Below are 22,010 nucleotides of genomic sequence, written 5' to 3'. Positions count from 1 at the left end.
GCTGCGGCAGCGAGGAAGGCCTTTGGCCGGCGGTATGAGACCCGAGGCTTAAGCCCTGGGATACCTAGAGGCAAACCGTGTCGCTACGCGGACGGGCAGCGGATGCAGGTAGCGGAGTTACTGGATGCGGTTGGTTAGGGGAGGGGCGGTGATCGTGGCGGTGGGTTTGGGAGTGGGGTGGCTGGTGACGACTACACCGTTGGTTTCGAAGTGGGAGATGCGGTGGTCGGTGGAGTGGCCGAGCATGACGGCCTTGCGGAGCATCTGGAGATGGCGGCGGGATTCGTTGGGGAAGTGGCGGCTGATGGCGTGGTCGTAGTCGAGGACGAGGATGTAGGTGGCCTCGCACTTGGGGCAGTAGATGGGGTCCTCCAGCCAGCGATGAAAGGCGGCGGGCGGGAGTGGGGCGGCTGGGTCGGTGCCGGAGCGGATGGCGGCGATGATCATAGGGACAGGGGATAGGGGATAGGGTTAGCGGTTGGTCGCTGCGGGGTAGAAGCTCTGTGACTTGTTCTACGGCATGGGGTGGGGTAAGGGCAAGCTGGGGGCGCGGGTATGCTTGGGAACATGGCTGAGGCGATGGTTGCGGCGTATGAAGAGCGGAAGGCTGCGGCCAATGGGGCGTATGCGAAGGCGAAGTCGAGCCAGGATGGGTATCGGCTGGCGGTGCTGGGGCTGGTGGGCGTTGCGGTGAGGACTTTGTGGGTGGCGATTACTCGCGGGCATGGGTATTGGACGGTGGCGGTGGTGATTGTGATCCTGGCGGGGATGGTGGTGTGGATGCTGCGGATCGGGCGGCAGGTGACTCGGGCGTGGCGGCTGGCGGCGCTCTATGAGAAGGGGTTGAAACGGCTGAGCGGCGAGGTGCGCTGGTCGGGGCTTACGGGTGAAGCGTTTGCGGTGGAGGGACATTTGTATGAGCGCGACCTGGATGTGCTGGGAACGCACTCGCTGTTTGATCTGCTGGCGACGACGCGGACCGTGGTGGGGCAGTCGGGACTGGCCAGGGTACTGCTGGAGCCGACGAACGCGGCGACAGTGAGAGAACGACAGGCGGCAGTGAAGGAGTTGGCAGGGATGTTGGACCTGCGCGAACGCGTGGCGATGGTGGGGCGGTCGAGGTTTGAGGATGTCCCTGTCGAGAGCTTTGAGCTTTGGTTGGAGGGTGAGCGGGGTGCGTTTCCGGGGTGGGTGCGGTGGGCGCTGGGGTTGGCGACCGTGGCGTGGATTGCGGTTGGGGTGGCGGCTTGGCGGGTGCCAGTGGATCGCGCATGGCTGCTGCGGTTGATGGAGAGCTTGCTGTTGGCGCAGGGAATGATTTGTGCGTGGTTGATGCCGAAGGTGAAGGCGGAGCTGGAGGCGGCGCAGCTGCTGATTGGGCAGATGTCGATATTGCGCGAGGGGTTGGGGGTGATGTGCGCGAGTGAGTTTGCGTCGGAGCGGCTGAGGGCGCTGCAGCGGGCGGTGGCGGGGGAAGATCGCGCGGTGCGGCAGTTGGAGCGCTCACTGATGGTGGTGGAGCATCGGTCGAAGGAGTGGATGTATCCGGTGTCGGTGACGCTGGCGATGGGAACGCAGGTGGCAATTTCGCTGGACGCGTGGAAGCAAAGATTCGAAGAGCCGATGCGGCAGTGGCTGGATGCTTGGGGGGAGTTTGAGGCGCTGCTGGCGCTGGCGACCTATGCGGCCGAGCATGAAGAGAATGTTTGGCCGGAGATTGTGGATGGTGCGGCTTTGTTTGCGGCGAAGGGGATGGTGCATCCGCTGCTATGGCGGAAGGATGCTGTGGCGAACGATGTCGCGCTGGGCGGGGAGGTGCAGTTTCTGCTGATCTCGGGATCGAACATGGCGGGGAAGTCTACCTTGCTGCGGGCGATAGGGGCGAACGCGGTGCTGGCGCTGGCGGGTGCTTCGGTTCCGGCGCGCGGGCTGCGCATGAGTGCGCTGCAGATCGGGGCTTCGCTGGCGATTAATGATTCGCTGGCGGAGGGGAAGTCGAAGTTTCTTGCGGAGGTGGAGCGGCTGCGCGATCTGCTGGCGCTGGCTCGGGATAAACCGGGGGAGAGTTTGTTTTTGATCGACGAAGTGTTTAGCGGGACGAACTCGTTGGATAGACGGGTGGCGGCGGAGGCGGTGTTGCGAGGGCTATTGGCGGCGGGGGCGATTGGGGCGCTGTCGACGCATGATTTGGCGCTTGCGGAGTTGGCAGAGATTGCGGCGCTGGGCGGGCGCAATGTGCATATGGCCAGTCCGGATGAGAGCGATCCGTTGGGGTTCGATTATTTGCTGAAGGCGGGAGTGAATCGCACGATGAATGGGTTGGCGATTGTGCGGTTGCTGGGGATGGGAGATCTGAGTAAGGCCAAGGGCTAAAGCCCATTTGCGTTGGAGGTGGTTTCAGCGGACTGAAGGCCGCCGCTAATCCGGTGGAACAGGCAACGGCAAGTGCGAAGGCGAATGCATGTTTCTCCGCTCCGCTGCACAAAGGCGAGAGCGTAATGCTGCGGTCGAGAGGACACGGTTGAGGTGCGGTGCAGGAGAATGGGCGCGCTTCGCGCGAGAAGCAGGTTCCTCACTGCGCTCGGAATGACAGCAGAAATACAAGGGCAAAGACGAGTGCAGAAGCGGATCCTCCGCCTGCGGCAAAGGATGACAACATTCGCTGGTACGTCCAGAGTTGGGCGCGTTTTAGTTTTAGAACTCCCAGCGGAGGAGGGTGGCGGCGGCGGTGAAGCCTGCTCCTACGCTGGCTAGCAGGACCAGGTCACCCTTTTTGAGGCGGCCTTCCTCGATGGCCGTGTTCATGGCGATCGGGATGGTGCCGGCGGTGGTGTTGCCGTAGCGGTCGATGTTGATGATGACGCGGTCTTCGGGCATGCCGAGGCGCTCCGCCGTGGAGAGGATGATGCGCTTGTTGGCCTGGTGCGGGATGAAGCAGCCTAGCTCGGAGCCGGCGACGCCGTTGCGAGTGAGTAGACCTTCAGAGATCTCGGCCATCTTGCGGACGGCGAACTTGTAGACGGCCTGGCCATCCTGGTGGACATAGTGTTGCTTCGCGTCGACGGTGGCGTGCGAGGCGGGTAGACGAGAGCCGCCGGCGGGCATGTTGAGGGAGACGGCACCGGAGCCGTCGATCTCGTGGTGGAAGTCGATGAGGCCGATTTCGCCTTCTTCGCAGGGCTCGAGGAGGACTGCGCCGGCGCCATCGCCGAAGATGATGCAGGTGGCGCGGTCGGTGTAGTCGATGATGGAGCTCATGACGTCGGAGCCGATGACGAGGACCTTTTTGTGTGCGCCGGACTCGACGAGCTTGGCGCCCATTTGCAGGGCGTAGGGGAAGCCGGAGCAGGCGGCGGAGAGGTCGAAGCCCCAGGCGTGGGGCGCGCCGAGCTTGTCCTGCACGAGGCAGGCGGTGGCAGGGAAGGCCATGTCCGGGGTGACGGTGGCGACGATGATGGCTTCGACTTCGGAGGCTTCGATACCGCGCCTGGAGAGGCAGATCTTCGCTGCTTCTGCGGCGAGATCGCTGGTGGCGACGCCTTTGTCGACGAGGTGACGCTCACGGATGCCGGTGCGCTCTGTGATCCATTGGTCATTGGTGGCGACCATTTTTTCTAGGTCGGCGTTAGTGAGCAGGCGGGGTGGGACGTAGGAGCCTACGGATGAGATTTTGGCGCGGACGGGATTCCGGGGCTTCAGGGTGAGACTCAAACTACGACCTCCAATGCAAACATGCGGCAATCAGCATATTACCGCGATCTTACCGCGCGGTCTGTTAGGCGCGCGACTATCTGCGCAGGTATTGGGAATAAGGGATTTAGGGGGGTTAGTGTACCGGGTTTCCCTACTGCGCACCTATCGACCCGTTACCGTTGCTTCCTTCCGGACCTGGCGGGGTTGGCGGGAATAGATCGCGTAGGACCCGGCACATGACTGAGTTTACCATGCGGACTTAGGTGGGTTTCGGGATCCAAATCGACTGCCTTAGCTCGGTTTGGGCGGTATGAAAAAGGTGTTGACAGCTAAGTGTCCATTAGTTCATTTTTCTATCTATAAGATATATATCTTTCAGTCACGTTATGAGCCTCGAGAAGACATCTACGGTTGAGTCACTGCTTGGGTTACTTAGTCTTGGGCCGATGTCGGGCTACGAGATGCGACAGATGATGGAGCGGTCGACGGCTAATTTCTGGTCGGAGAGTTATGGGCAGATTTATCCCGCGCTGAAGCGGATGGTGAAAGACGGGCTGGCGACGGTGGAGGAGCAGCAGAACGATGGTCGGACGAAGAAGGTCTATAGGCTGACGGGTGAAGGGGCACGACGTCTGCGCGCGTGGCTGGGGGTGGAGAGCAAGCCGCAGGTGCATCGGAATGAGCTGCTGCTGAAGGTGTTCTTTGGGGATCAGGCGTTGCGCGGAGCGATTGCGGCGCAGGTGGTGGCCGAGCGTGAGCGTTGCGAGGACGATCTGGAACGGTTTGAGGCGACGATTCTGCGGATGGAGATGGAGCATGCGCGGCATCCGGCGATGCCGTACTGGAGGATGGCGGCGCGCTGTGGGATGGCGCATGCGAAGGCGACGATTGCGTGGTGCGATGAGACGTTTGCGGAGTTGGAGAAGCGCGGGTTGGTGAGTAAGCCTACGTTCTATTAGTTGTCAGTTCTTCGTTGTCAGTTCTCAGGAAAGGCGAAGGCGTGCAACCGCAAGGGCAAGAACCAATGCAGGGATCCTTCGCTTCGCTCTAGGATGACGGCGTAAAACAAACAACGACAAAAGCAAGAGCAAAAGCAAAGAACTAAGAACTGCTACCCGGAATGTACGCGCTGGATGTTGTTTTGGAGGTTGGTATGAGTGCTGATCCGGTTTGGATGAAGGCGTTGTTGGTTGTGCATATTGGGTGCGGGTTTGGATCGTTTCTGTTGGCGCCGGTGGCGTTGTCTACGGCCAAGGGTGGCAAGCAGCATATGCGGTGGGGGATGGTTTACCTGTGGTGTATGGGTGGGGTTGCGGTTACGGCGCTGCCGATGGCGTTGTATCGGCCGGTGCTGTTTTTGGCAATGGTGGCGGTGTTTAGTTTTTATGCGGCGTTCTCGGGGTATCGGGTGCTGAAGCTGAAGGATTTGGCTCGGGGTGGGAGCGCAAAGCCTGTCGATTGGATTGCGGGGTTACTGACGTTCTGTTCAAGCTTGTTGCTGGCGCTGCTGGGGGCGTTTGATCCGAAGGCGATCCAAGGGTTTGGGATTGTGGCGATTGTGTTTGGGTTGATTGGGATGCGGCTGGCTTCGGTGCAGCTGCTGAGCTTTGTAAGGAAGCCTAAAGAGAAGATGTTCTGGTGGTATACGCACCTGGGGAATTTTATTGGCAGCTATATAGCAGCGTGGACGGCGTTCAGCGTGGTGACGCTGCCTCGGCTGCTGGGGAATCATGTGTGGTTGTGGCTTTGGCCGACAGCGGTGGGGGTACCGGCGATTGTGTTGACGACGGCTTATTACAAGCGGAAGTTTGCGCCGCGGGTGAAGGCGGTGGTGGCGTAGACAACGCCTCTCGCTTTTAGGATCTAGCTCTTAGCTGAAGGGCGCTTCTGGGGGCCGTCTTTCTTCTGAGCTTGGGGGGCTTATACGGCGGGGATTGCGTCTAAGGGTGGGTGGGTTGCAGGAGAGCCCACGATGCTGGACCGAGCTGCGAGCTAAGCGCGTGGCGGGAGGAATAATTTGAGACGAATTAACTATTTGAGCGTTGTTCTGGGAGGGATGTTCTTCCTGGGCATGAGCGTGGGCGCGGTGGCACAAAATCCGTCGAGTCCGGCGCAGAGCCAAGCGCAGAGCGGGCAACCGCAGCAACCGCCGCCGATGACGATGGACCAGCGGATGGCGCGGTTGACGCAGGCGCTGGATTTAACGACGGCACAGCAGCAGAAGATTCGTCCGGTGCTGGAGCAGGCGCAACAGCAGATGCAGGCGTTGGCGGCTGACAATGCGACGCCGATGGCTGATCGGCAGGTGAAGGCGCAGGCGATTCGCGAGAATGTTCGGAACCAGATCGATGCGGTGCTGACGCCTGAACAGAAGCAGCATGCCGAGGCGATGTCTCAGCATGGGCCGGGCGGACCGGGTACGCCGCCGCCGGCACAACCGCAGTCTCAGCCGCAGAAGTAAACTGAGCGCTGTTATTTGACGGACTAGGTAGGAGAAGGGCCGCGGGAGACTGCGGCCCTTTCTTTCTTTGAGTTGGTAATTTAGGTCGCGGAGTCGCCTCCTACCCTTCCGCATGGATGTGAGTGGAGGAGCACCGGCCGAAAGGTCCGAGCTGCGTTCTGATGCGGAGAGTGTGGCGGGTCCTTCGGCTGCGGTCAGGATGACAGATTTTTGGGCGTGCTGAATCCGCGGGGCTAGTTGGTGGGGGTGGCGTCGGGCTGGGAGGCGGGGGAGGGCTTGCGAGGGTTGAGGTGGAGATCCTTGGAGGTGCGGACTAGCTTCCAGATGGCGAAGGCGAGGGAGAGCAGGATCGAGGTCCAGATGATGATGAGGATGGTGGTGGCCCACTTGTCGGAAAAGTGCGACCAGAGGCGGAGGAAGGCGCGGCCGTAGCGGACGCCGATCCAAACGGCGATGCAGTGGCGGATGAAACGGCTGATGGTGAAGGCCCACATGAACTTTTTGCGCGACATGTGCACGGCGCCGGCTGCGAGGACGAAGGGCGAGAGCGGCATGGGCGGGGGAAGGATCGCGGGGAGCGAGACGGAGAGGATGGCGTGGTCTTCCATCCAGTTGGTCATGCGACCAAGGATGCGTTTGGGGACGTGCTTTTCGAGGAAGGCCATGCCGCCGGCCTGACCTACGGCGTGGGAGAAGAGTCCTCCAATGGCGGAGCCGAGAGTGGCGACGGCGACGAGAAGGAAGACGTTGGAGTGGGCGGCGGCGAAGACGATGAGGAGGATGTCGGTGACGCCGGGGATGGGAAGGGGGACGAAGGAGCTGTCGACTGCAGAGATGGGGAGCAGGCCGATGAGGCCGAGGTGGCGGAAGAAATGGATGAAGCCGTGGTGGGCGGCGTGCACGGGGGCGGCTGCCTGGAGGGCGAGGAGCGCGGCCGTTGGTGTGAAGGAGATGCCCATCTGCTGATATGACGTTAGCCGGTGCGCGGGTGTTTCGGGAAAACTTTTTGTCCTGCGCGGACGGCGGGAGCTTTGGGCATGGGTGAGGAGAAGATTAGCGGGAGCCAAAGAAGGTAAACTTGAAGATCTATGCGTAACTTGTCAGGAAATCAAATTCGGGAAGATTTTTTGCGGTTTTTTGAGGGTAAGGGACACCGGCGGGTGCACTCGTCTTCGCTGGTGCCGGCTAATGATCCGACGCTTCTGTTTACGAATGCGGGGATGAATCAGTTTAAGGATGTGTTTTTGGGGGCGGAGACGCGGGAGTATTCGCGGGCGGTGTCGTCGCAGAAGTGCGTGAGAGCGGGGGGCAAGCATAACGATCTGGAGAACGTTGGGTTTACGCGGCGGCACCATACGTTCTTTGAGATGTTGGGGAATTTTTCGTTTGGGGATTACTTCAAGAAGGATGCGATTGCGTTTGCGTGGGAGCTGCTGACGTCTCCGGATTGGTTTGGGATTGATAAGGATCGGCTGTACGTGACGGTGTTTGAGGGGTCTGAGACCGTTCCGAGAGACGACGAGGCCGAGCGGTTGTGGATTGAGACGGGCGTGCCGAAGGAGCGGATTTTCGGGATGCCGGGGAAAGATAATTTCTGGCAGATGGGCGATACCGGGCCTTGTGGGCCTTGTAGCGAGATTTTTTATGACCTCGGGTTGGCGGCTTCGGAGACCGGCGAAGACAAGCCGTTTCCGGAAGATGACCAGAGGTATGTTGAGATTTGGAATTTGGTGTTTATGCAGTTCGATCGCGTCATCGATGAGTTTCGATGCAAGAATCATCCGAATGTTACGAGTTCAACTAATGCTTTGTGTGCGAAATGCACCACAATCCTCCAGCCGTCAAAGTGGCGCCTTGACTTACTTCCCAAACCATCAATTGATACGGGGATGGGTTTGGAGCGGGTAGCTTGCGTGTTGCAGGGACAGCTTTCGAATTATGAAAGTGATCTGTTTACGCCGCTGTTGGCAACGGCGGCCGAACTAACTGGCTTTGATACTCCCCTCGGCAAAGGACGTCTTGAACAACTCGGAATCGGAGACCATAGCTCCGATTCTTCGATACGTATCATTGCCGATCATTCGAGGGCTGCGACATTCTTAATTTCGGATGGGGTGACGCCGTCGAATGAAGGCAGGGGGTATGTGCTGCGGAAGATTTTGCGGCGGGGGATCCGGCATGGAAGATTGTTGGGGCAAGAGAAGCCGTTTATGCATGAGATGGTGTGGGCGGTGCGGGATGAGATGGGGGCGGCGTATCCGGAGCTGAAAGAGTCTGCCGAGAGAGTTGCGAAGGTTGTGCTGGCGGAGGAAGAGCAGTTTGCGAGGGTGATCGCGCGCGGTGCAGCGGAGTGGGATTCAGTACTTCAAACCGTTCTAGACGAGGTGTCCGCTGAGGTGGTCAGCTTACGAGATTCTGGCAAAAGGCCTTTCGGAGCGGCGGTGACCGGTACAGTCGACGGCAGAAAGGCTTTCCATGTCTACGAGACGTTCGGATTGCCATTGGATTTTATGGTCGATGCAGCCCGTGATGCGGGTCTTGAAGTTGACATGCCGGCATTCGATGCAGCTAAGGAAGAGGAGCAGGCTAGGGCGAGGGCATCTTGGAAAGGTGGGTCGCAGAAGTCGGCGGCGCCGGTTTATCGGGAGTTGGAGAAGACGGATTTTGAGGGGTATACCGCGCTGCGGGTCGATGGCGCGAAGGTGATTGCTCTGGTGAAGGATGGCGTTGGGGTGCAGGTGTTGCGGGCAGGTGACGTCGGCGAAGTCGTGTTGGATGCTACTAGTTTCTATGCGGACTCGGGTGGGCAGGTGGGGGATGTTGGGTGGTTGTATTCGGGGGATCATAACTCGGTGGTTGCCGATGTGACCGGGTGTAAGAAGCCGGTGCAGGGGGTGTTTGCGCACCAGGTGGTGGTGAAGCAGACGATTGCTGTTGGGGATACGGTGGATGCGGTGGTGGATGGTGCGGTGCGCGCGGCTGTGATGCGGAATCATACGGGGACGCATTTGCTGCATGCGGCGCTGCGGCAGGTGTTGGGGACTCATGTGAAGCAGGCTGGGTCGTTGAATGATCGGTCGCGATTGAGGTTTGACTTCTCGCACTTTGCTGGTGTGGCCGAGGAGGAGTTGGCGGAGATTGAGTCGATTGTGAATGCGGAGGTGTTAGCCAACACACCTGTTGTCACGCTGGTGGATGTGCCCATTGATGTGGCCGTGCATGAGCTGGGCGCGATGGCGCTGTTTGGTGAGAAGTATGGCGATAAGGTGCGAGTGGTGAAGATTGGGGAGTTCTCGACTGAGTTGTGCGGTGGAACGCATACCGCGGCGACGGGCGAGATTGGGTTGGTGAAGCTGATGGGTGAGGGCGCGGTGGCTAGTGGCGTGCGGCGCGTCGAGGCGGTGACTGGGATGGGTTCGCTGGGAGTGTTTCGGCGGGATGCGGATGTGGCTAAGGTTGCCGGGCAGTTTGTGGGCGGTGGGGATGTGAGTGGGGAGGCGCTGCGGGCTCGCGTCGATTCGCAGGAAGAGGAGATGAAGAAGTTGCGGCGGGAGTTGGAAGGGCTGCGGATGAAGTCGGCTAGCGCGGCTACTGCGGATGCTGCTTCTTCTGCGGTTGAGATTAAGGGCGTGAAGGTTTTGAGTCAGCGCGTGGATGCGCTTGATAAATCGCAGATGAGGAATTTGGTGGATGAGCTGCGGGGGAAGTTGGGGTCTGGCATTGTTGTGCTGGGGGCGGCTTCTTCGGACGGCAAGGTGAGCTTGATTGTTGGGGTTAGTAAGGATCTTACTTCGCGCGTGCAGGCGGGGAAGATTGTTGGGGCGATTGCGGCGAAGGTTGGCGGGAAGGGTGGTGGGCGACCTGATTTGGCGGAGGCTGGCGGGAATGATGTCGCGGGATTGGATGCGGCGTTGGCGTCGGCGAAGGATGTGGTGGGGGAGATGTTGTAGTCCTGGTGGTTGGATGGTGAGTGAGGGTATTCGCGGGGGTACCTTTGGTGGATTCACAGGGGTGGGGGCGAGGGGTGAACCTACACTTAAGTTGGTATGGGTCTCCTTAATCAGGGTGGGGTGGGTCGGGGCTGCGGCTGGTTTAGCGCGGTGGCTTTGGTGGGATTGTGTTGTGGTGGCCTGGTTGCGGTTGGGATGCAGGCCGAGGTTACGGTTGGCGCGGACCCGGCTTTCGGGATGCGGGCTGAGACTGCGGGTAAAGCTATGGGACCTGCGGCGGGATGGGATGCGGCGGTTGTGGCTCGGGCAGACTTTGAGGCGGAGCCGCGGCGGACGCACACGCGCGAAGAGTATGCGCGGGTGATGAATTCGTTTCGCGCGATCTACCATGGGGATCCGGATAATGCGCATGCGGCCGAGGCCGTGGCACAGGTGGCTGAGTTGCTGAATGAGTTGGGGCGCGAGTTTGGGGATAAGAAGAGCGTCCACGATGCGGCTGGGCAGTACGAGTATTTGGCGAAGGCTTATCCGGGGGACAAGCTGGCTCCTGAGGCGCTGGTGAAGGCGCTGGGGTTGCTGGGGGCGCAGGATTCGGATGAGGCGCAGAAGGTGAGGGCGCAGCTTTGGCAGGATTATCCGCGGGAGGCGCGGGCGGCCGGGGTGGAGGTCTCGGGTGCGGCGAATATTCCCATATCTCAGAAGCGAGATGGGGGACACATTGAATCTGGCGACTCACCCCTTAGCAACGATACGACTGCTGCGAAGATGGGGCACCCGGCATCCGCGAATCCCACTCGTGACGATCAGACCGTCATGAATGGGGCACCCGTTACTGTGGCTCGTCACGATGAGAATGCGGTGACGGGGCAAGCGGCGACGGTTGTGCGGGAGGATGTGGGGTTGGGGCGGAGCTCGCCGGATGCGGGTGCGAAGTCGACGGGACCGCTGGCAGTGGTGACGGGGATTCGGCATTGGTCGACGGCTAGTTATACGCGGGTGGCGATTGATTTGAATGTGGCTCCGGGGGAAGAGATTAAGTATGAGGCGGCGCGGGTGGAGAATCCTGACCGCATCTTCTTTGATTTGGGGCATGCGCGGCTGGCGCCGGAGCTGGCGGGCAAGAGCTTCAATGTGACTGATGATGGGTTTCTGACGCGGGTGCGGGCAGCGCAGTTTTCGGGCGAGGTGACGCGGGTGGTGTTGGATGTGCATCACGTGGCGGAGTACTCGGCGTTTTTGTTGCCGAATCCGCTGCGGCTGATTATTGATATTCATGGGGGGAGTGAGGGGCGAGTCAGCGAGGTAGCGAGTCAGCAAGTTAGCGGGTCGGTGGCGCAGCGAGATGGCGCGCCGGCGGATGGTGTGGAGGTTGCTGCGGCGGGGCCGGTTCCGGCGGTGATTGCAAAGCGTGGTGGAGTGACGGCGGTGTCGAGTTTGCCGCCGATGCCGGTGACGGATGGGAGTGCGAGCTTTGGGTTGCCGGCGCGGAGTACGGATCGGGTGGGGGATGGGAAGCCTGTCGCGCCGCCACGGGTGGTGATCGCGTCGAAGCCTACGGTGGCGAGGCCCGTGCCGAATACCGTGACGAAGAATGCGGTGGATACGAGCAGTGAGGTTGCCGAGGTGAGCAGGCAGCCGGGGATGGTGGAGGCTACGCGCAAGCCGACGTCGAAGCCGATTGCTGAGACTAGTGGGGATGCGGCGGCTGGAGAGCATTATGTGCCGCGGTCGCGGAGGAGTTCGTCCCACCTTAGCGACGATGGGACTGTCGCGAAGGTGGGGCACCCGGCTGTTTCGGCGGAGGTGAAAGGGGAGCCGGTTGCGGCGCCGCCTCCTACGGCGGATGGTGAGACGTCGTTGATGCGGGCTCTGGGGTTGAAGATTGGGCGGATCGTGATTGATGCCGGGCATGGTGGGCATGACTCGGGTACGCTGGGCGCCGGCGGGATTGAAGAGAAGGATGTGGTGCTGGATGTGGCCCTGAGGTTGGGTAAGCTTCTGCATGATCGGCTGGGCGCGGAGGTGGTGTATACGCGCGATGACGATACGTTTGTGCCGCTGGAGACTCGAACGGCGATTGCTAATAAGGCGCAGGCGGATTTGTTTATCAGCGTGCATGCGAACAGCTCGTCGGATGTTTCGGTTAAGGGCGTCGAAGTTTATTACTTGAACTTCACCAGCGATCCAGAGGCGATGACGGTCGCGGGGCGCGAGAACGCCGTGTCGACTGAGAGCGTGCATGAGTTGAGCGATTTGGTGAAGAAGATTGCGCTCAAAGACAAAATTGATGAGAGCAAGGAGCTGGCCGCGGATGTAGACGCGTCGTTGTATGCGGGGCTGCGGAAGGGGAACCCGGAGCTGAGGAATCGCGGGGTGAAGAAGGCTCCGTTTGTGGTGTTGATTGGGGCGAATATGCCGTCGATTTTGGCGGAGATTAGTTTTGTGACGAATCCGGATACCGCGGAGAAGCTGGAGACGCCGGAGTATCGGGAACGCGTGGCGGAGAGTTTGTATAAGGGGATTGCGGTGTATGCGCAGGGGATTAATGGGGGGAGGGCGCGGGTGGTGGAGCAGGCGGCGCGGTAGCGTGGGGGTGTTGTCAGTTCTTAGTTCTTAGTTCTTAGTTGTCAGTTGCTAGCTTCTAGCTAAAGCAACGGCAATACAGGGGTCTCTCCACTACGCGCTGCGCGCTTCGGTCGGGATGACGGATTTGTGGGCGATCAAGAACGGGCGCGCTTTGCGCGAGAAGCAGGTTCCTCGCTGCGCTCGGAATGACAGCCAGAAAGGCGAAGGCAAAGGCAAAAGAAGAAGCAGAGGGGGAATGACAGTTAGAAAGGCGAAGGCAAAAGCAAAAGCAAGGCAAAAGAAGGAGCAGACTTCCAGGGGGAATGACAGAAAAGAAAGGGAAGAGCAAAGACTGACGCAAACGCAACGGCGAGGCGGCCGTGGCGAGTGGGGAGGATGCTACCGTTTGGGGTGTTGGTGTAGTCTTTGCCTTGTATGGGGTTGGTTTTCAGGACAAGACGGTGCGTGGCGCTGGCGGTGATGTTGGCTGGGCTGGCAGTGAGCGCAGGAGTGAGTTGGGCGCAGGGTTCGGTGTCGTTAATGGAGCCGGCGGCGCCGCTGTTGCCGGCGAAGTTTGGGGAGTGGACGCGGGTGGACGCGGCGGCGGGTGCGAATCCGGCTGCGACGGCGGGATCGACTTCCGGGGCTTCGCTGCTGGGTGTGGGTCCGCATGTGTTGGGCGAGTGTGGTGAGATTCGGTCGAAGGCGGCGGACTACACGCGGGGTGGACGTACGGTGCATGTTGAGGCGGTGGAGTTCGGCGATCGGACTGGGGCTTATAGCGCGTTTACGTTGTCTGAGCGGCCGGGGATGCGGGTGGGGGGTGACCTGGTGACATACGATGCCGTGGGTGGGAACGCGGTGTTGTTCATGAGGGGGAAGTCGGTGGTGCTGGCGGAGTTTCCGGGGGCGGCGACGGCGCAGGATGTGGCGGGGCTGCGGCCGCTGGTGGAGCTGATGCCGAAGGCCTTCGGGAACACGGGGGCGGTGCCGATTCTGCCGACGCTGACTCCGGCGAAGGGGTTAGTGGGGGGGAGTTTGCGGTACGCGCTGGGACAGGTGAGCTATGCGGCGGGCGGTGGGGTGGTGCCGGCTGCGTCGTTGAACTGGAAGATGGAGCCGGAGGCGGTGACGGCTCAGTATGACGATGCGCGCGGGCAAGAGACGCTGACGATGCTGATGTATCCGACGCCAACGCTGGCGCAGGAGGCGGCGAAGACGGTCCAGGGCGAAGTGCCGGCGCTGAAGAGCGGCGGGGCGTGGCTGCGGCAGGAAGGGACGCTGGTTCTCCTGGCTACGGGGACGTTTTCGGGAGATGCTGCGCAGCAGATGATTTCGGGTATCCACTTGAGCCAGATGACGTTCAACCAGGATGCTCATCCGGCGTTCAAGGTGGTGGCGGCGCAGACGTTTTCGCTGCTGGAGAACATTGCGATCCTGTCGGGCGTGCTGGGAGCGGGGGCGGTGCTGCTGGGGCTGTTTCTGGGGTTTGGGCGGGCGTGGTTCCGGGTGCTGCGGGGGAAGCCAGCGGCGGTGGAGGCGGAGTTTTTGAGCTTGCACCTGGCTCCGCAGAATAAGCCGGCGGTGTTTCGGGGGCCGGACTCGGCTGAGGGAGCTTAGGGGGGCTTCGGGTTGAGGGGGAAGGGTTTTGGGAAGGTTCCGGGGGTTGGGGAGGTGGTTTTTGGGGGATTGTGGAAGTCACCCGGAAAAACCGGAGAAAACCAGAGTGAGTGGGAGATAAATCGTATAAGTTGTTGATTTTGATGGAGATGATAAAAGCTGGAAAACTTTCTTGACAGCACCGGAGGTCGAACATAGTCTTGCACTCAGAGAGTTTCGATGGCTTTGCCTCCGTTGGAACTGCCTCCCATAGAAAAGGGTCGCCCTGTTGCCGGGCGGCCCTTTTGCGTTGTGGATAACAGGATAGAAACTTTGGTAAGAGAGGTGTGTACGTGATGTTGATGGTGGGATGAGAGGAAGAAGTGGGGGTGAGTTGGTCGGCGAGCGCGCGAGATTTTGCGGATGAAGTGATTGCCGATAGAATGACGAAGGAGTCGCCGACGTAGCTCAGTTGGTAGAGCAGCTGATTCGTAATCAGCAGGTCAACGGTTCAAGTCCGTTCGTCGGCTCCATACTTTCTTCAACTTACAATCAGTGGATCATCGCTTGGTGTACAAGTGGTGTACCACTGATTTTTTCTTGCAGTTTCTGCATCGCTTCATGCGCCACTCTCGGCGCCGTCTTGATGTAGAAACGCTGCGTTGTCGTCACGTTTTCGTGCCTCAGAATGTACTGGATCGTGGTGTCTTCCACTCCCAGTTCCTTGAGGTTCGTTGCGAGACCGCGACGATAGGCATGCCACCCCTTCCACTCCAAGCCATGCGCTTCAAATATGGGCTTGATGACACGGTCCGAGAGATTGTCGAGGTCCAGCGCCCCTCCCACGCGATTCGGGAAGATGAACCCGGCAGCGTGTTCCGGCTTGATCGCGTCGAGCAGTAGGCGGAGAGGCTGGATGATGGGCACGTACCCCGGTTCATCGATGTCCTCCTCCGTCTTGGTGCTCTTCAGCGTCGTGCGCCAAACACTGCGGCAGACGGCGAGTACGTTTTCACGGTCGTCATCCCACCACAGTCCTCGAATCTCTCCTTGCCGTAATCCTGCAAATCCCGTCACCCCAATGATGGCGCGTATGACGCTTGCGCTAACCACTGGACGATGATTGCCGTCCCCGATCTTCTTTCGTCGACCGATCCCGGCCCTCCGCTTACGCGGCAGAGCTTTGGGAATTACGAGAGGACCTTCCTGAGAGAACACCTCCAGATGCTTCAGGATCTCGTCAAGGCTATATGCAAGACGCTTTCTTCCATGCTTTTTGCCCTTGGGGATTCTGACACCGGTGGTTGGGTTTGTACCGTCATACAGGCCGAGATTGCGACCCTCAGTGAAGATCGCGCTCAGCGTAACCTTCATTGTCCTGTATGTCGCGTGCGCGAGATTCCTCCCGTGCTTCTCCTCCACTGCGTTGAGCAGGTTCTGGAGATGCACAGGGCGAACGTCCCGAAAACGCAAGCCGGCTGCAGGTGCTTTGAGATGGCACTTCCAAGTATCGCGGTAGCACTTGACTCCCGCGCCTGAAAGCCGCTTTTCGCAAGCTGGAAGGAACGTCCGCTCGACGAAGTCATCGAGGGATATCCCCGCCTCCGGCACAAATCCGACCGCTCTCAAGCCGTCGATGAAGCGGTTTTTGAGCGGAATGATCTCCGACCTTTTCGGATAATCCTTCACGCTCGCTAAACGTTGGGCAGGGTTTTTCCGCGTGACGGAGCCGTCAGCGTTCGTGACGGTCACCCAATAGCGGACATACCAACTGCCATGATGCATATACAAACTTCCTTGCTGGGCCATTCCAATCTCCTTTCGAGATTCAATGGGCCCCAGCCCTGTGTGTAATTGTGTAGCTGACGCGGCGGGACAACCAGTCATTCATCTCGGGTGAGCCCCAGCGATAGCGCCTGTGCTTCCCAAGCCGGAAGACCGGGATTGGGTCGGATGTGCGAGATCGCTTACTCTGCTCGATGACCCAGGATTCTTTGACCTTGAGCCGCAACGCCAGTTCATTTGAGTCTAATATCTCCATCTTCAGCCCGCTAGGGCCTTCCTGAGAACTGACTGCATATGACGGAAACATGGAACCCCTCCATTTCGCGCTCATCCTCTTCGGTCACTAGGTGAAGGAACTGTAGCTCTCACTCAAGTCAAATCCCAATCACCTCGTACCGCGAAAGCCATACAGCATCTCCAAACGTGGAATGACGGCATCGGAAGATACCGGGAAATGTGCCTAGCCTCTCTCGACAGAAGAGTCCTGTCTAATACTTTTCATTTATCGGGTGATACGTTTCACGTATCACCTCGGAGCAACTTCGTCGAAAACAGGCATTTAGTCGCGTGGCGTAATTATGGCCAAAATCGACTTTTCTGTTGATAACCGGGATTCAGATTGCCAGAATTTCCATAGGCGGAGATGCGGTTACCCGCTCTTTTGGAGTTGAGTCGAGAGCGCTACTACTTCTTGTCGAGCGGTGACCTATGTATGAATGGGCCGAGCTTCGCCATTTCAGGTATTTGCTGACGATCCTGGACAGACAGGGATTCCGAGCTGCTGCGGAGGAGTTGCGTACAGCGCAACCCAATCTCAGCGTTCAGGCTCGACAGTTCCAGGAGAACGCTTCGCTTCGTCTCTTCCGCAAGATGAAGGGAGGGCGTATTCGGCCTACCGATACTGGAGTTGCCTTCAAGGTCTTGGCCCGGTTCCTTCTGGAGACGCGCGACGAAGTGCTCGATGCACTCATAGCGATTGAGCGCGGCGAGGTTAGCTCCGTTCGATTCGGATGCACTCCGCTGGTCGATCACAGCTTGTTTCGAACCTTCTGCGATCTACACAAAGAGATCCTTCCCGGCTGCCCTGTGCGGCCAACGCATGGAGACACGGCGCATCTGGCGGAAGAAGTTGTGTCGGGAACGGTAGATGCCGCCTTTGTGACGTTGCCCTTGCGGCACCCGGATCTATGCATCGAAGAACTGCGGCGAGACCGGCTCGTTGCCTGCTTGCGGCGAGACAATCCGCTGGCTGCGAAAGCCTCTCTACAGACCGCCGATTTGCAGGGCAATCTTGCGGTCCTTTATCACCCACAGCGACATCCGGATGCTCACGAGCGTCTGCTGGAACTGCTCACAGACGCCGGTGTGCAGCTTGAAGAACACTCCTGCGCCTCGCATCCCTCCGAGGTGCAGACGCTGGTCAAAGGAGGACATGGCTTCGCGTTGATCCGGGAGGGAACAAACCTCGATGAAGAGCTAACGACCCGCCCGATTGCCGGCGTGGATTGGACCGTGGATACAGCGTTGATCTATCACAAAGTGCGCCATCCGAAGACCATTCCAATCCTGGTCAAGCGGCTCATGAAGCAGTTCCCTCAGCATGGCAAAGAGACCGCACCGAACAAAGTATCCATCTCTGCACAAACCTCCGTCGCCAATGGAAAGCGTCCTTCTCAACGCGTGAAAGATGAGCCGATTCAAATGACGCTCATCGGTTAGAAGTTGAAGCATTGGTGCGAGATAGAACGAGGTGATACTTCGGAGCTATCACCCGATAAATAATACGTATTGGACGCGAGCATAGCGCTGGCCCAATCATCACGGCATATTCCCGACTGAGACCAGTCGATGGAGGTGCCGATGTCCCGTAGATACCGTGTGGTTATCCCAAGCAGCACAGCCCACCTTGCCAAGCGATTGGCACAACTCTTCTCGAAACAAAATCTACTCCGTGCAGTGCGTGTGATGTGGCCGACCCTGGTCGCGCTCACCTTCGCGGGCGTCGCACACGCACAGGGAACGATCAGCTTCAGCGGCGCTCAAACCTTCATGCAAACAGTGCAAACCTTCGCAATCTATGCGGGTGCGGTCATCTGCTTCTGCGGACTCATCTTCGCTGGAATCCGCATGATGAGTGGCAGATTCCAGGACGCAATCCCAGGGCTCTTAGGCGCGCTGTTCGGTGCCGGAGTGCTCGGTTGGGGAGCCGGTTGGATTGGCTCCCTGACCGGACAGTCGATGTAGGAGATGCATCGACATGACCAAGCGGGGAGATTGGAACGGGAGCAGTTGCGCTCCGATCACCATTTCGGCACTCCAGCCATGACGGCGGAGCAGAATCGTTGTGGCCGCCGAGCGCTGCAGGCACAACACCCGTTTCAACCAGAAGACGCAGGCGAGATCCATCGCATGGCAGAGTGCTGTATCGCTGACATGAGGCGGATTGTTCGCAGTCGGCCGTCTGCGAACTGCGGTGTGAACCTTTTCAAAGCCGCAGAAGCGCATCAGACATCCGCAGTAAAGTAAGTAAGCCCAGCTTTCGAGAATCAGTCTCATCTTGGTTCACCTTCCTTCGCCCTTATCGGCCATACGCCCGGGATTCCAGAACGACGTTCAGCAATGCCGTATCCCGCGCAGCCTGGTCCATATGTCTTGCGAGTGTGCGGACATACCCCTGTCGGTGGGGGTTGATTGCTATTGAGGACCGCAGCCAATCACCCCGTCCATACATAGCGGATGCGGCGGCAATGATTGGCATACAGGCAATCCCTTGGTCCATTGCATCCTGACCGCAGACCTCGCTCATGACGGCGCGATAGCGGTCGATCAAGGTTCGATCCCAGCTGGTCTTGAGCTCGACATCCGCAGGTTGATTCAGCAGGAGAAGGTGTTGCAGCGTCACCAACGGGTATCCGATGTATGCTTCGCACCAGTCAATGAACTGGCAATGGCCATCGTCATACAGCACGTTGCCCGCATTCATGTCTCCATGCAGCACCGTTACCGGAATCGCCATCTCTTCGACGAAATCGCACGTCGCGTCGAAGGTCCGGTGAAGCCGCCTCAGTCGCTCCCCCTCAATACGAGGTGCCTTGGTGGACGTTTGCAGGCTCATGGCCTCACGGATTCTCTCGAACAGCAACTCCGAGTCCGCACGCAGGACACCCACGCGTTGATCGAACCCGCCCGCAGCAAGTAGTTCTGTATCGCACCCAATTGTTCGAAGCTGAAGCTCCGCCATCGCCGTCACAGCGCATTCGAGGAGTGCGAGGCGCTCAGTAGGGTCCACCGGAAGCATTGGATCGCCGGTCCTCTTGTCCGGCGTGATCCACGCATTCCACTCCGGTCTTACATCGAGGATTTCCGGAAGATGGCCAGGACAAAATTTCGATAGAACAAGCGTGACAGGTAGTTCATGTGCGTTGGGCCATCCCGTTGCCTTCAGCCAGTAGCTCCGTCCATTCCGCATCGGGAAACGTAGCAGCGCGAACGCTCCTCCGGCATTGAACTGCTCGATGTCCAGCCTGGACGTGATCGTTGCGCCTGTCGCTTGCTCGACCCAATGGATCGCCTCAGCAATCCAGCCCAAGCGAGAAAATGGGCTTTCCGTCTCTCCCCGTAGTAGGGCATACAGCAGGCCGCGTTCGTGCTCTGAAAGGTCGCTTTCCGAAATCTGTTCGACAGACGCTGCGCGGAATGCGCTGGGTGCATCCTCGGAGATCAACTCCACGACGGCACACGGCGAAGTTCCTTCCTCCAGCGAGAGAAAATCAAGCACCAGTCCATGGATACCCCATCCAGTCACCATCGCCCGATGCAAATTCGGAACCACGCGGGTGTTTGCTGGGACGTTGATACGCGGGAGCCGATGCTTGCCTGCACCATCGACGGCCAGCAACATACGGGAGGCCGGATGGATCAGAACGACGCGGTACTCGGTACATTCGAAAGCCGGAGCGTGTATAGCCATGTCGTCCCCTCTGCAACTTCAATGAGCCAACAGACGATGCTCTTTCAATTCGGCTAGAAAGGCGGCCACGCCGCGCTCCACCACCTCAAGGATTTCGTTGGTCTCGCGGGCAAGATTCGCCGCAATCGTCTCGGCCGTCTCCCCGCGCTGCAACGCCTGCCAGATATAAGCGCCCGTGGGATTCAGGGTCGTGATCGTGCCCGACGGCATGTCCAGAACGGCTGCGCCATCCTCGTTGATTACAGTTCGAAGCGGAGTCCGTTCGTTCACCATGAGCGCCCTTTCGCCACGCCATCGCATCCGAAGACAGCGGGGCAGTGAACAGAGCGTACTCCGGAACTTGTGAGGAGCGAGAAAGAACCTGTACGTTTGGCCAAACTTACTCCGCCATGGTCACGAGACCTAGACAGGCACGGCTACTCCCGTAACCCGGTTCAACGCCGCAACCTCGTCCGCACCGAACGCCACTTTTGTCGGAAGCCCCTGTGTGCTGGATAGTAGAACGTATCCGGCTCCTTCTTGCTCAAGATAGCCACTAAGGATGTTCATACCTCGGCGAAGCACGTAGAACGGTCGGGACCATCCTCTCTTGTTCCGCTCGTTCTCTATCTCAGGAGGAGCAACAATGGGTTCCAGCAGCATCCATGACCCGGCAGCTATCGTAGGTTCGACGCCCTGGAGGTCACAGGGGTGCGCCAGTCGTACCACCGGGGAATTGCGTAAGTGCAGCGTCGGAAACTTCAGCGACAAAAGAGGCGCCCAATCCACAAACTCCGGGCCCATCGCCTTCCAGACCGGGCTCGGCTTCGGCAGAGGTGCCTGATCTGCGTGCGCCGATAGCTCGGAGAAGCGGCGCGCATTGAGCATCGTTTCGAGCGAATAGTGCCCACGATCGCTGATCGGAGGACCACTACCCCGGAGCGAGTCGGAGTAGCGCGCGAAATGAGCAAGCGTGAGCTGGATCAAGGCACTGACATGCGGCTCCGACGAGCCGGGACTGCGATATCGCCGTTCCGTTCTTCCGCTCAACGGGGATTGAAGCAGGTTTTCCAACAATTCTCGAATCGCCGCTTCTTCCTCCTTGGATCGCTGAAAGCGCCGGTACTTGGTCATCAACAAGTGGTCCCTCGTCCTGTGTTCCCAAGGCAGGATGAGGGCGGCGCCGAAACGGCGTAGCGGTAATGAACCCTGTATCTTGTGCTCTGGCTGCGGGAGAGCATGGGCAAACATGCGAATTCGTCCTGCCACCCGCACTTCGCCCGGGTAGGCGAACTCCTGCGCCCTGGCGTAGATTCGCGTCGTCGCGAGCAACTGTAGCTTTCCGCGAGTCACAACACATCGACTACAGCGATACCCGTTCCCGAACTGGAGCAGATAAATCAAGCGCGGATTGGGACGCTGGGCTTCGGCGTGGTCGATAGGCTCGACGAGCGCCATCGACCCCGGTGGCAGGCTTGTGCCTTGACTATCCTCCATTCCGACATGGACATAAAACATTCCTGGCCGACGCCATCTCCTTGCGTCCAAACCCCGAATCGGAAGCGGAGGCTCCCACAGCCGTACCAAGTCACCTAGCATCGCATCGGATTCGAATGCAGGTGCCGGAGCCAGTTCCAAAGGAAGGTCTACTAACCGGTCCCGCTCGAAAGTGTAAGCCTCAATGACGTGGGTGCGGCCAGCGTTCCATTGCAGGTCATATTGGCGAATGGCGTCCAGATCATACCCGAACAGCCCGTGCGCCCCTCCGATGGTCAGCAGGAAAGTCTCCGCAATTTCCATCACCGCATGGAGTGTTGGGTGGTCACTCGTTCGGCGCAGATTGGAGATGAGATATTTTGCGACGATATCGCGCCGTTGCGCGGCTAATTGCTCGCGCTCATTGGTGAGCTCGATCTGTCGAAACAGGTCTCTGAGGTGCGTGAGCACTTCGATAATCTGTGGGCGCGGAACGTATTGATACACAGCGAAGTGCTCCTCCTGAAAATAC

General features: G+C 59.3%; 17 protein-coding genes, 1 tRNA gene and 1 other RNA gene. 10 read left to right on the top strand and 9 right to left on the bottom strand.

Annotated features, from left to right (window positions below; all coding sequences use genetic code 11):
- Positions 1-117 precede the first annotated feature (117 nt).
- Positions 118-447 (bottom strand): hypothetical protein, encoded by a 330-nt coding sequence (locus tag GSQ80_RS02590; RefSeq protein WP_158785941.1) that lies wholly within the window; start codon positions 445-447, stop codon positions 118-120.
- 120 nt (positions 448-567) lie between these two features.
- On the opposite strand from GSQ80_RS02590, the gene GSQ80_RS02585 reads away from it, so the two are divergent.
- On the top strand, positions 568-2,373 hold the full coding sequence (locus GSQ80_RS02585; RefSeq protein ID WP_158785940.1) for a DNA mismatch repair protein MutS: 1,806 nt from the start codon (positions 568-570) through the stop codon (positions 2,371-2,373).
- A 321-nt stretch (positions 2,374-2,694) separates the two neighbouring features.
- Here GSQ80_RS02585 and GSQ80_RS02580 read toward each other — a convergent pair whose 3' ends face one another.
- A complete protein-coding gene (locus tag GSQ80_RS02580; RefSeq protein WP_158785939.1) occupies positions 2,695-3,711 on the bottom strand; it encodes a beta-ketoacyl-ACP synthase III in 1,017 nt (338 codons plus the stop codon).
- A 118-nt stretch (positions 3,712-3,829) separates the two neighbouring features.
- Positions 3,830-3,928, bottom strand: an RNA gene (ffs, locus tag GSQ80_RS02575) — signal recognition particle sRNA small type.
- A gap of 151 nt (positions 3,929-4,079) precedes the next feature.
- Here ffs and GSQ80_RS02570 point away from each other — a divergent pair.
- The 3 genes from GSQ80_RS02570 to GSQ80_RS02560 all read left to right on the top strand — a co-directional run bounded on the left by GSQ80_RS02570 (position 4,080) and on the right by GSQ80_RS02560 (position 6,154).
- Complete coding sequence (locus tag GSQ80_RS02570) at positions 4,080-4,652, top strand: PadR family transcriptional regulator (RefSeq protein WP_158785938.1); 573 nt, start codon at positions 4,080-4,082, stop codon at positions 4,650-4,652.
- 194 nt (positions 4,653-4,846) lie between these two features.
- Positions 4,847-5,533 (top strand): hypothetical protein, encoded by a 687-nt coding sequence (locus GSQ80_RS02565; RefSeq protein WP_158785937.1) that lies wholly within the window; start codon positions 4,847-4,849, stop codon positions 5,531-5,533.
- Between the two features lie 177 nt (positions 5,534-5,710).
- Positions 5,711-6,154, top strand: coding sequence for a hypothetical protein (locus tag GSQ80_RS02560; RefSeq protein ID WP_158785936.1), 444 nt, complete (start codon positions 5,711-5,713; stop codon positions 6,152-6,154).
- 233 nt (positions 6,155-6,387) lie between these two features.
- On the opposite strand, the gene GSQ80_RS02555 is transcribed toward GSQ80_RS02560, so the two are convergent.
- Positions 6,388-7,113 carry a YqaA family protein gene (locus GSQ80_RS02555; RefSeq protein WP_158785935.1) on the bottom strand — a complete coding sequence of 242 codons (726 nt, stop codon included), beginning with the start codon at positions 7,111-7,113 and terminating at the stop codon, positions 6,388-6,390.
- A 129-nt stretch (positions 7,114-7,242) separates the two neighbouring features.
- On the opposite strand from GSQ80_RS02555, the gene alaS reads away from it, so the two are divergent.
- The 4 genes from alaS to GSQ80_RS02535 all read left to right on the top strand — a co-directional run bounded on the left by alaS (position 7,243) and on the right by GSQ80_RS02535 (position 14,801).
- Positions 7,243-10,104 (top strand): alanine--tRNA ligase, encoded by a 2,862-nt coding sequence (gene alaS, locus GSQ80_RS02550; protein WP_158785934.1) that lies wholly within the window; start codon positions 7,243-7,245, stop codon positions 10,102-10,104.
- A 96-nt stretch (positions 10,105-10,200) separates the two neighbouring features.
- On the top strand, positions 10,201-12,690 hold the full coding sequence (locus GSQ80_RS02545; protein WP_158785933.1) for an N-acetylmuramoyl-L-alanine amidase: 2,490 nt from the start codon (positions 10,201-10,203) through the stop codon (positions 12,688-12,690).
- A 444-nt stretch (positions 12,691-13,134) separates the two neighbouring features.
- Complete coding sequence (locus tag GSQ80_RS02540) at positions 13,135-14,289, top strand: DUF6599 family protein (protein ID WP_158785932.1); 1,155 nt, start codon at positions 13,135-13,137, stop codon at positions 14,287-14,289.
- 436 nt (positions 14,290-14,725) lie between these two features.
- Positions 14,726-14,801: transfer RNA gene (locus GSQ80_RS02535), tRNA-Thr, on the top strand.
- A gap of 19 nt (positions 14,802-14,820) precedes the next feature.
- Here GSQ80_RS02535 and GSQ80_RS02530 read toward each other — a convergent pair.
- Complete coding sequence (locus GSQ80_RS02530; protein ID WP_158785931.1) at positions 14,821-16,077, bottom strand: site-specific integrase; 1,257 nt, start codon at positions 16,075-16,077, stop codon at positions 14,821-14,823.
- Between the two features lie 684 nt (positions 16,078-16,761).
- Between GSQ80_RS02530 and GSQ80_RS02525 the strand changes: the two genes are divergently transcribed.
- Together GSQ80_RS02525 and GSQ80_RS02520 are read left to right on the top strand one after the other, a co-directional pair.
- Positions 16,762-17,772, top strand: a complete 1,011-nt coding sequence (locus GSQ80_RS02525) for a LysR family transcriptional regulator (RefSeq protein WP_158785930.1) — start codon at positions 16,762-16,764, stop codon at positions 17,770-17,772.
- Between the two features lie 141 nt (positions 17,773-17,913).
- A complete protein-coding gene (locus GSQ80_RS02520) occupies positions 17,914-18,297 on the top strand; it encodes a hypothetical protein (protein WP_158785929.1) in 384 nt (127 codons plus the stop codon).
- Here GSQ80_RS02520 and GSQ80_RS23815 read toward each other — a convergent pair.
- The 4 genes from GSQ80_RS23815 to GSQ80_RS22950 form a co-directional block, all read right to left on the bottom strand.
- Positions 18,220-18,609, bottom strand: coding sequence for a lasso peptide biosynthesis B2 protein (locus tag GSQ80_RS23815; RefSeq protein WP_158785928.1), 390 nt, complete (start codon positions 18,607-18,609; stop codon positions 18,220-18,222). The genes GSQ80_RS02520 and GSQ80_RS23815 overlap by 78 nt on opposite strands.
- Positions 18,610-18,631: 22 nt before the next feature.
- The gene (locus GSQ80_RS02510) at positions 18,632-20,023 is read right to left on the bottom strand and encodes a phosphotransferase (RefSeq protein ID WP_158785927.1); all 1,392 of its coding nucleotides are present in this window, start codon (positions 20,021-20,023) and stop codon (positions 18,632-18,634) included.
- A gap of 18 nt (positions 20,024-20,041) precedes the next feature.
- Positions 20,042-20,296, bottom strand: coding sequence for a PqqD family protein (locus GSQ80_RS02505; RefSeq protein ID WP_158785926.1), 255 nt, complete (start codon positions 20,294-20,296; stop codon positions 20,042-20,044).
- Between the two features lie 129 nt (positions 20,297-20,425).
- Positions 20,426-21,985 carry a hypothetical protein gene (locus GSQ80_RS22950; RefSeq protein WP_216850100.1) on the bottom strand — a complete coding sequence of 520 codons (1,560 nt, stop codon included), beginning with the start codon at positions 21,983-21,985 and terminating at the stop codon, positions 20,426-20,428.
- Between the last annotated feature and the right edge of the window lie 25 nt (positions 21,986-22,010).

Source organism: Granulicella sp. L46 (assembly GCF_009765785.1).
Lineage (GTDB): Bacteria > Acidobacteriota > Terriglobia > Terriglobales > Acidobacteriaceae > Granulicella.
Note: the sequence above shows the minus strand (reverse complement) of the source record. Positions and strands in the feature narration are given on the sequence as shown.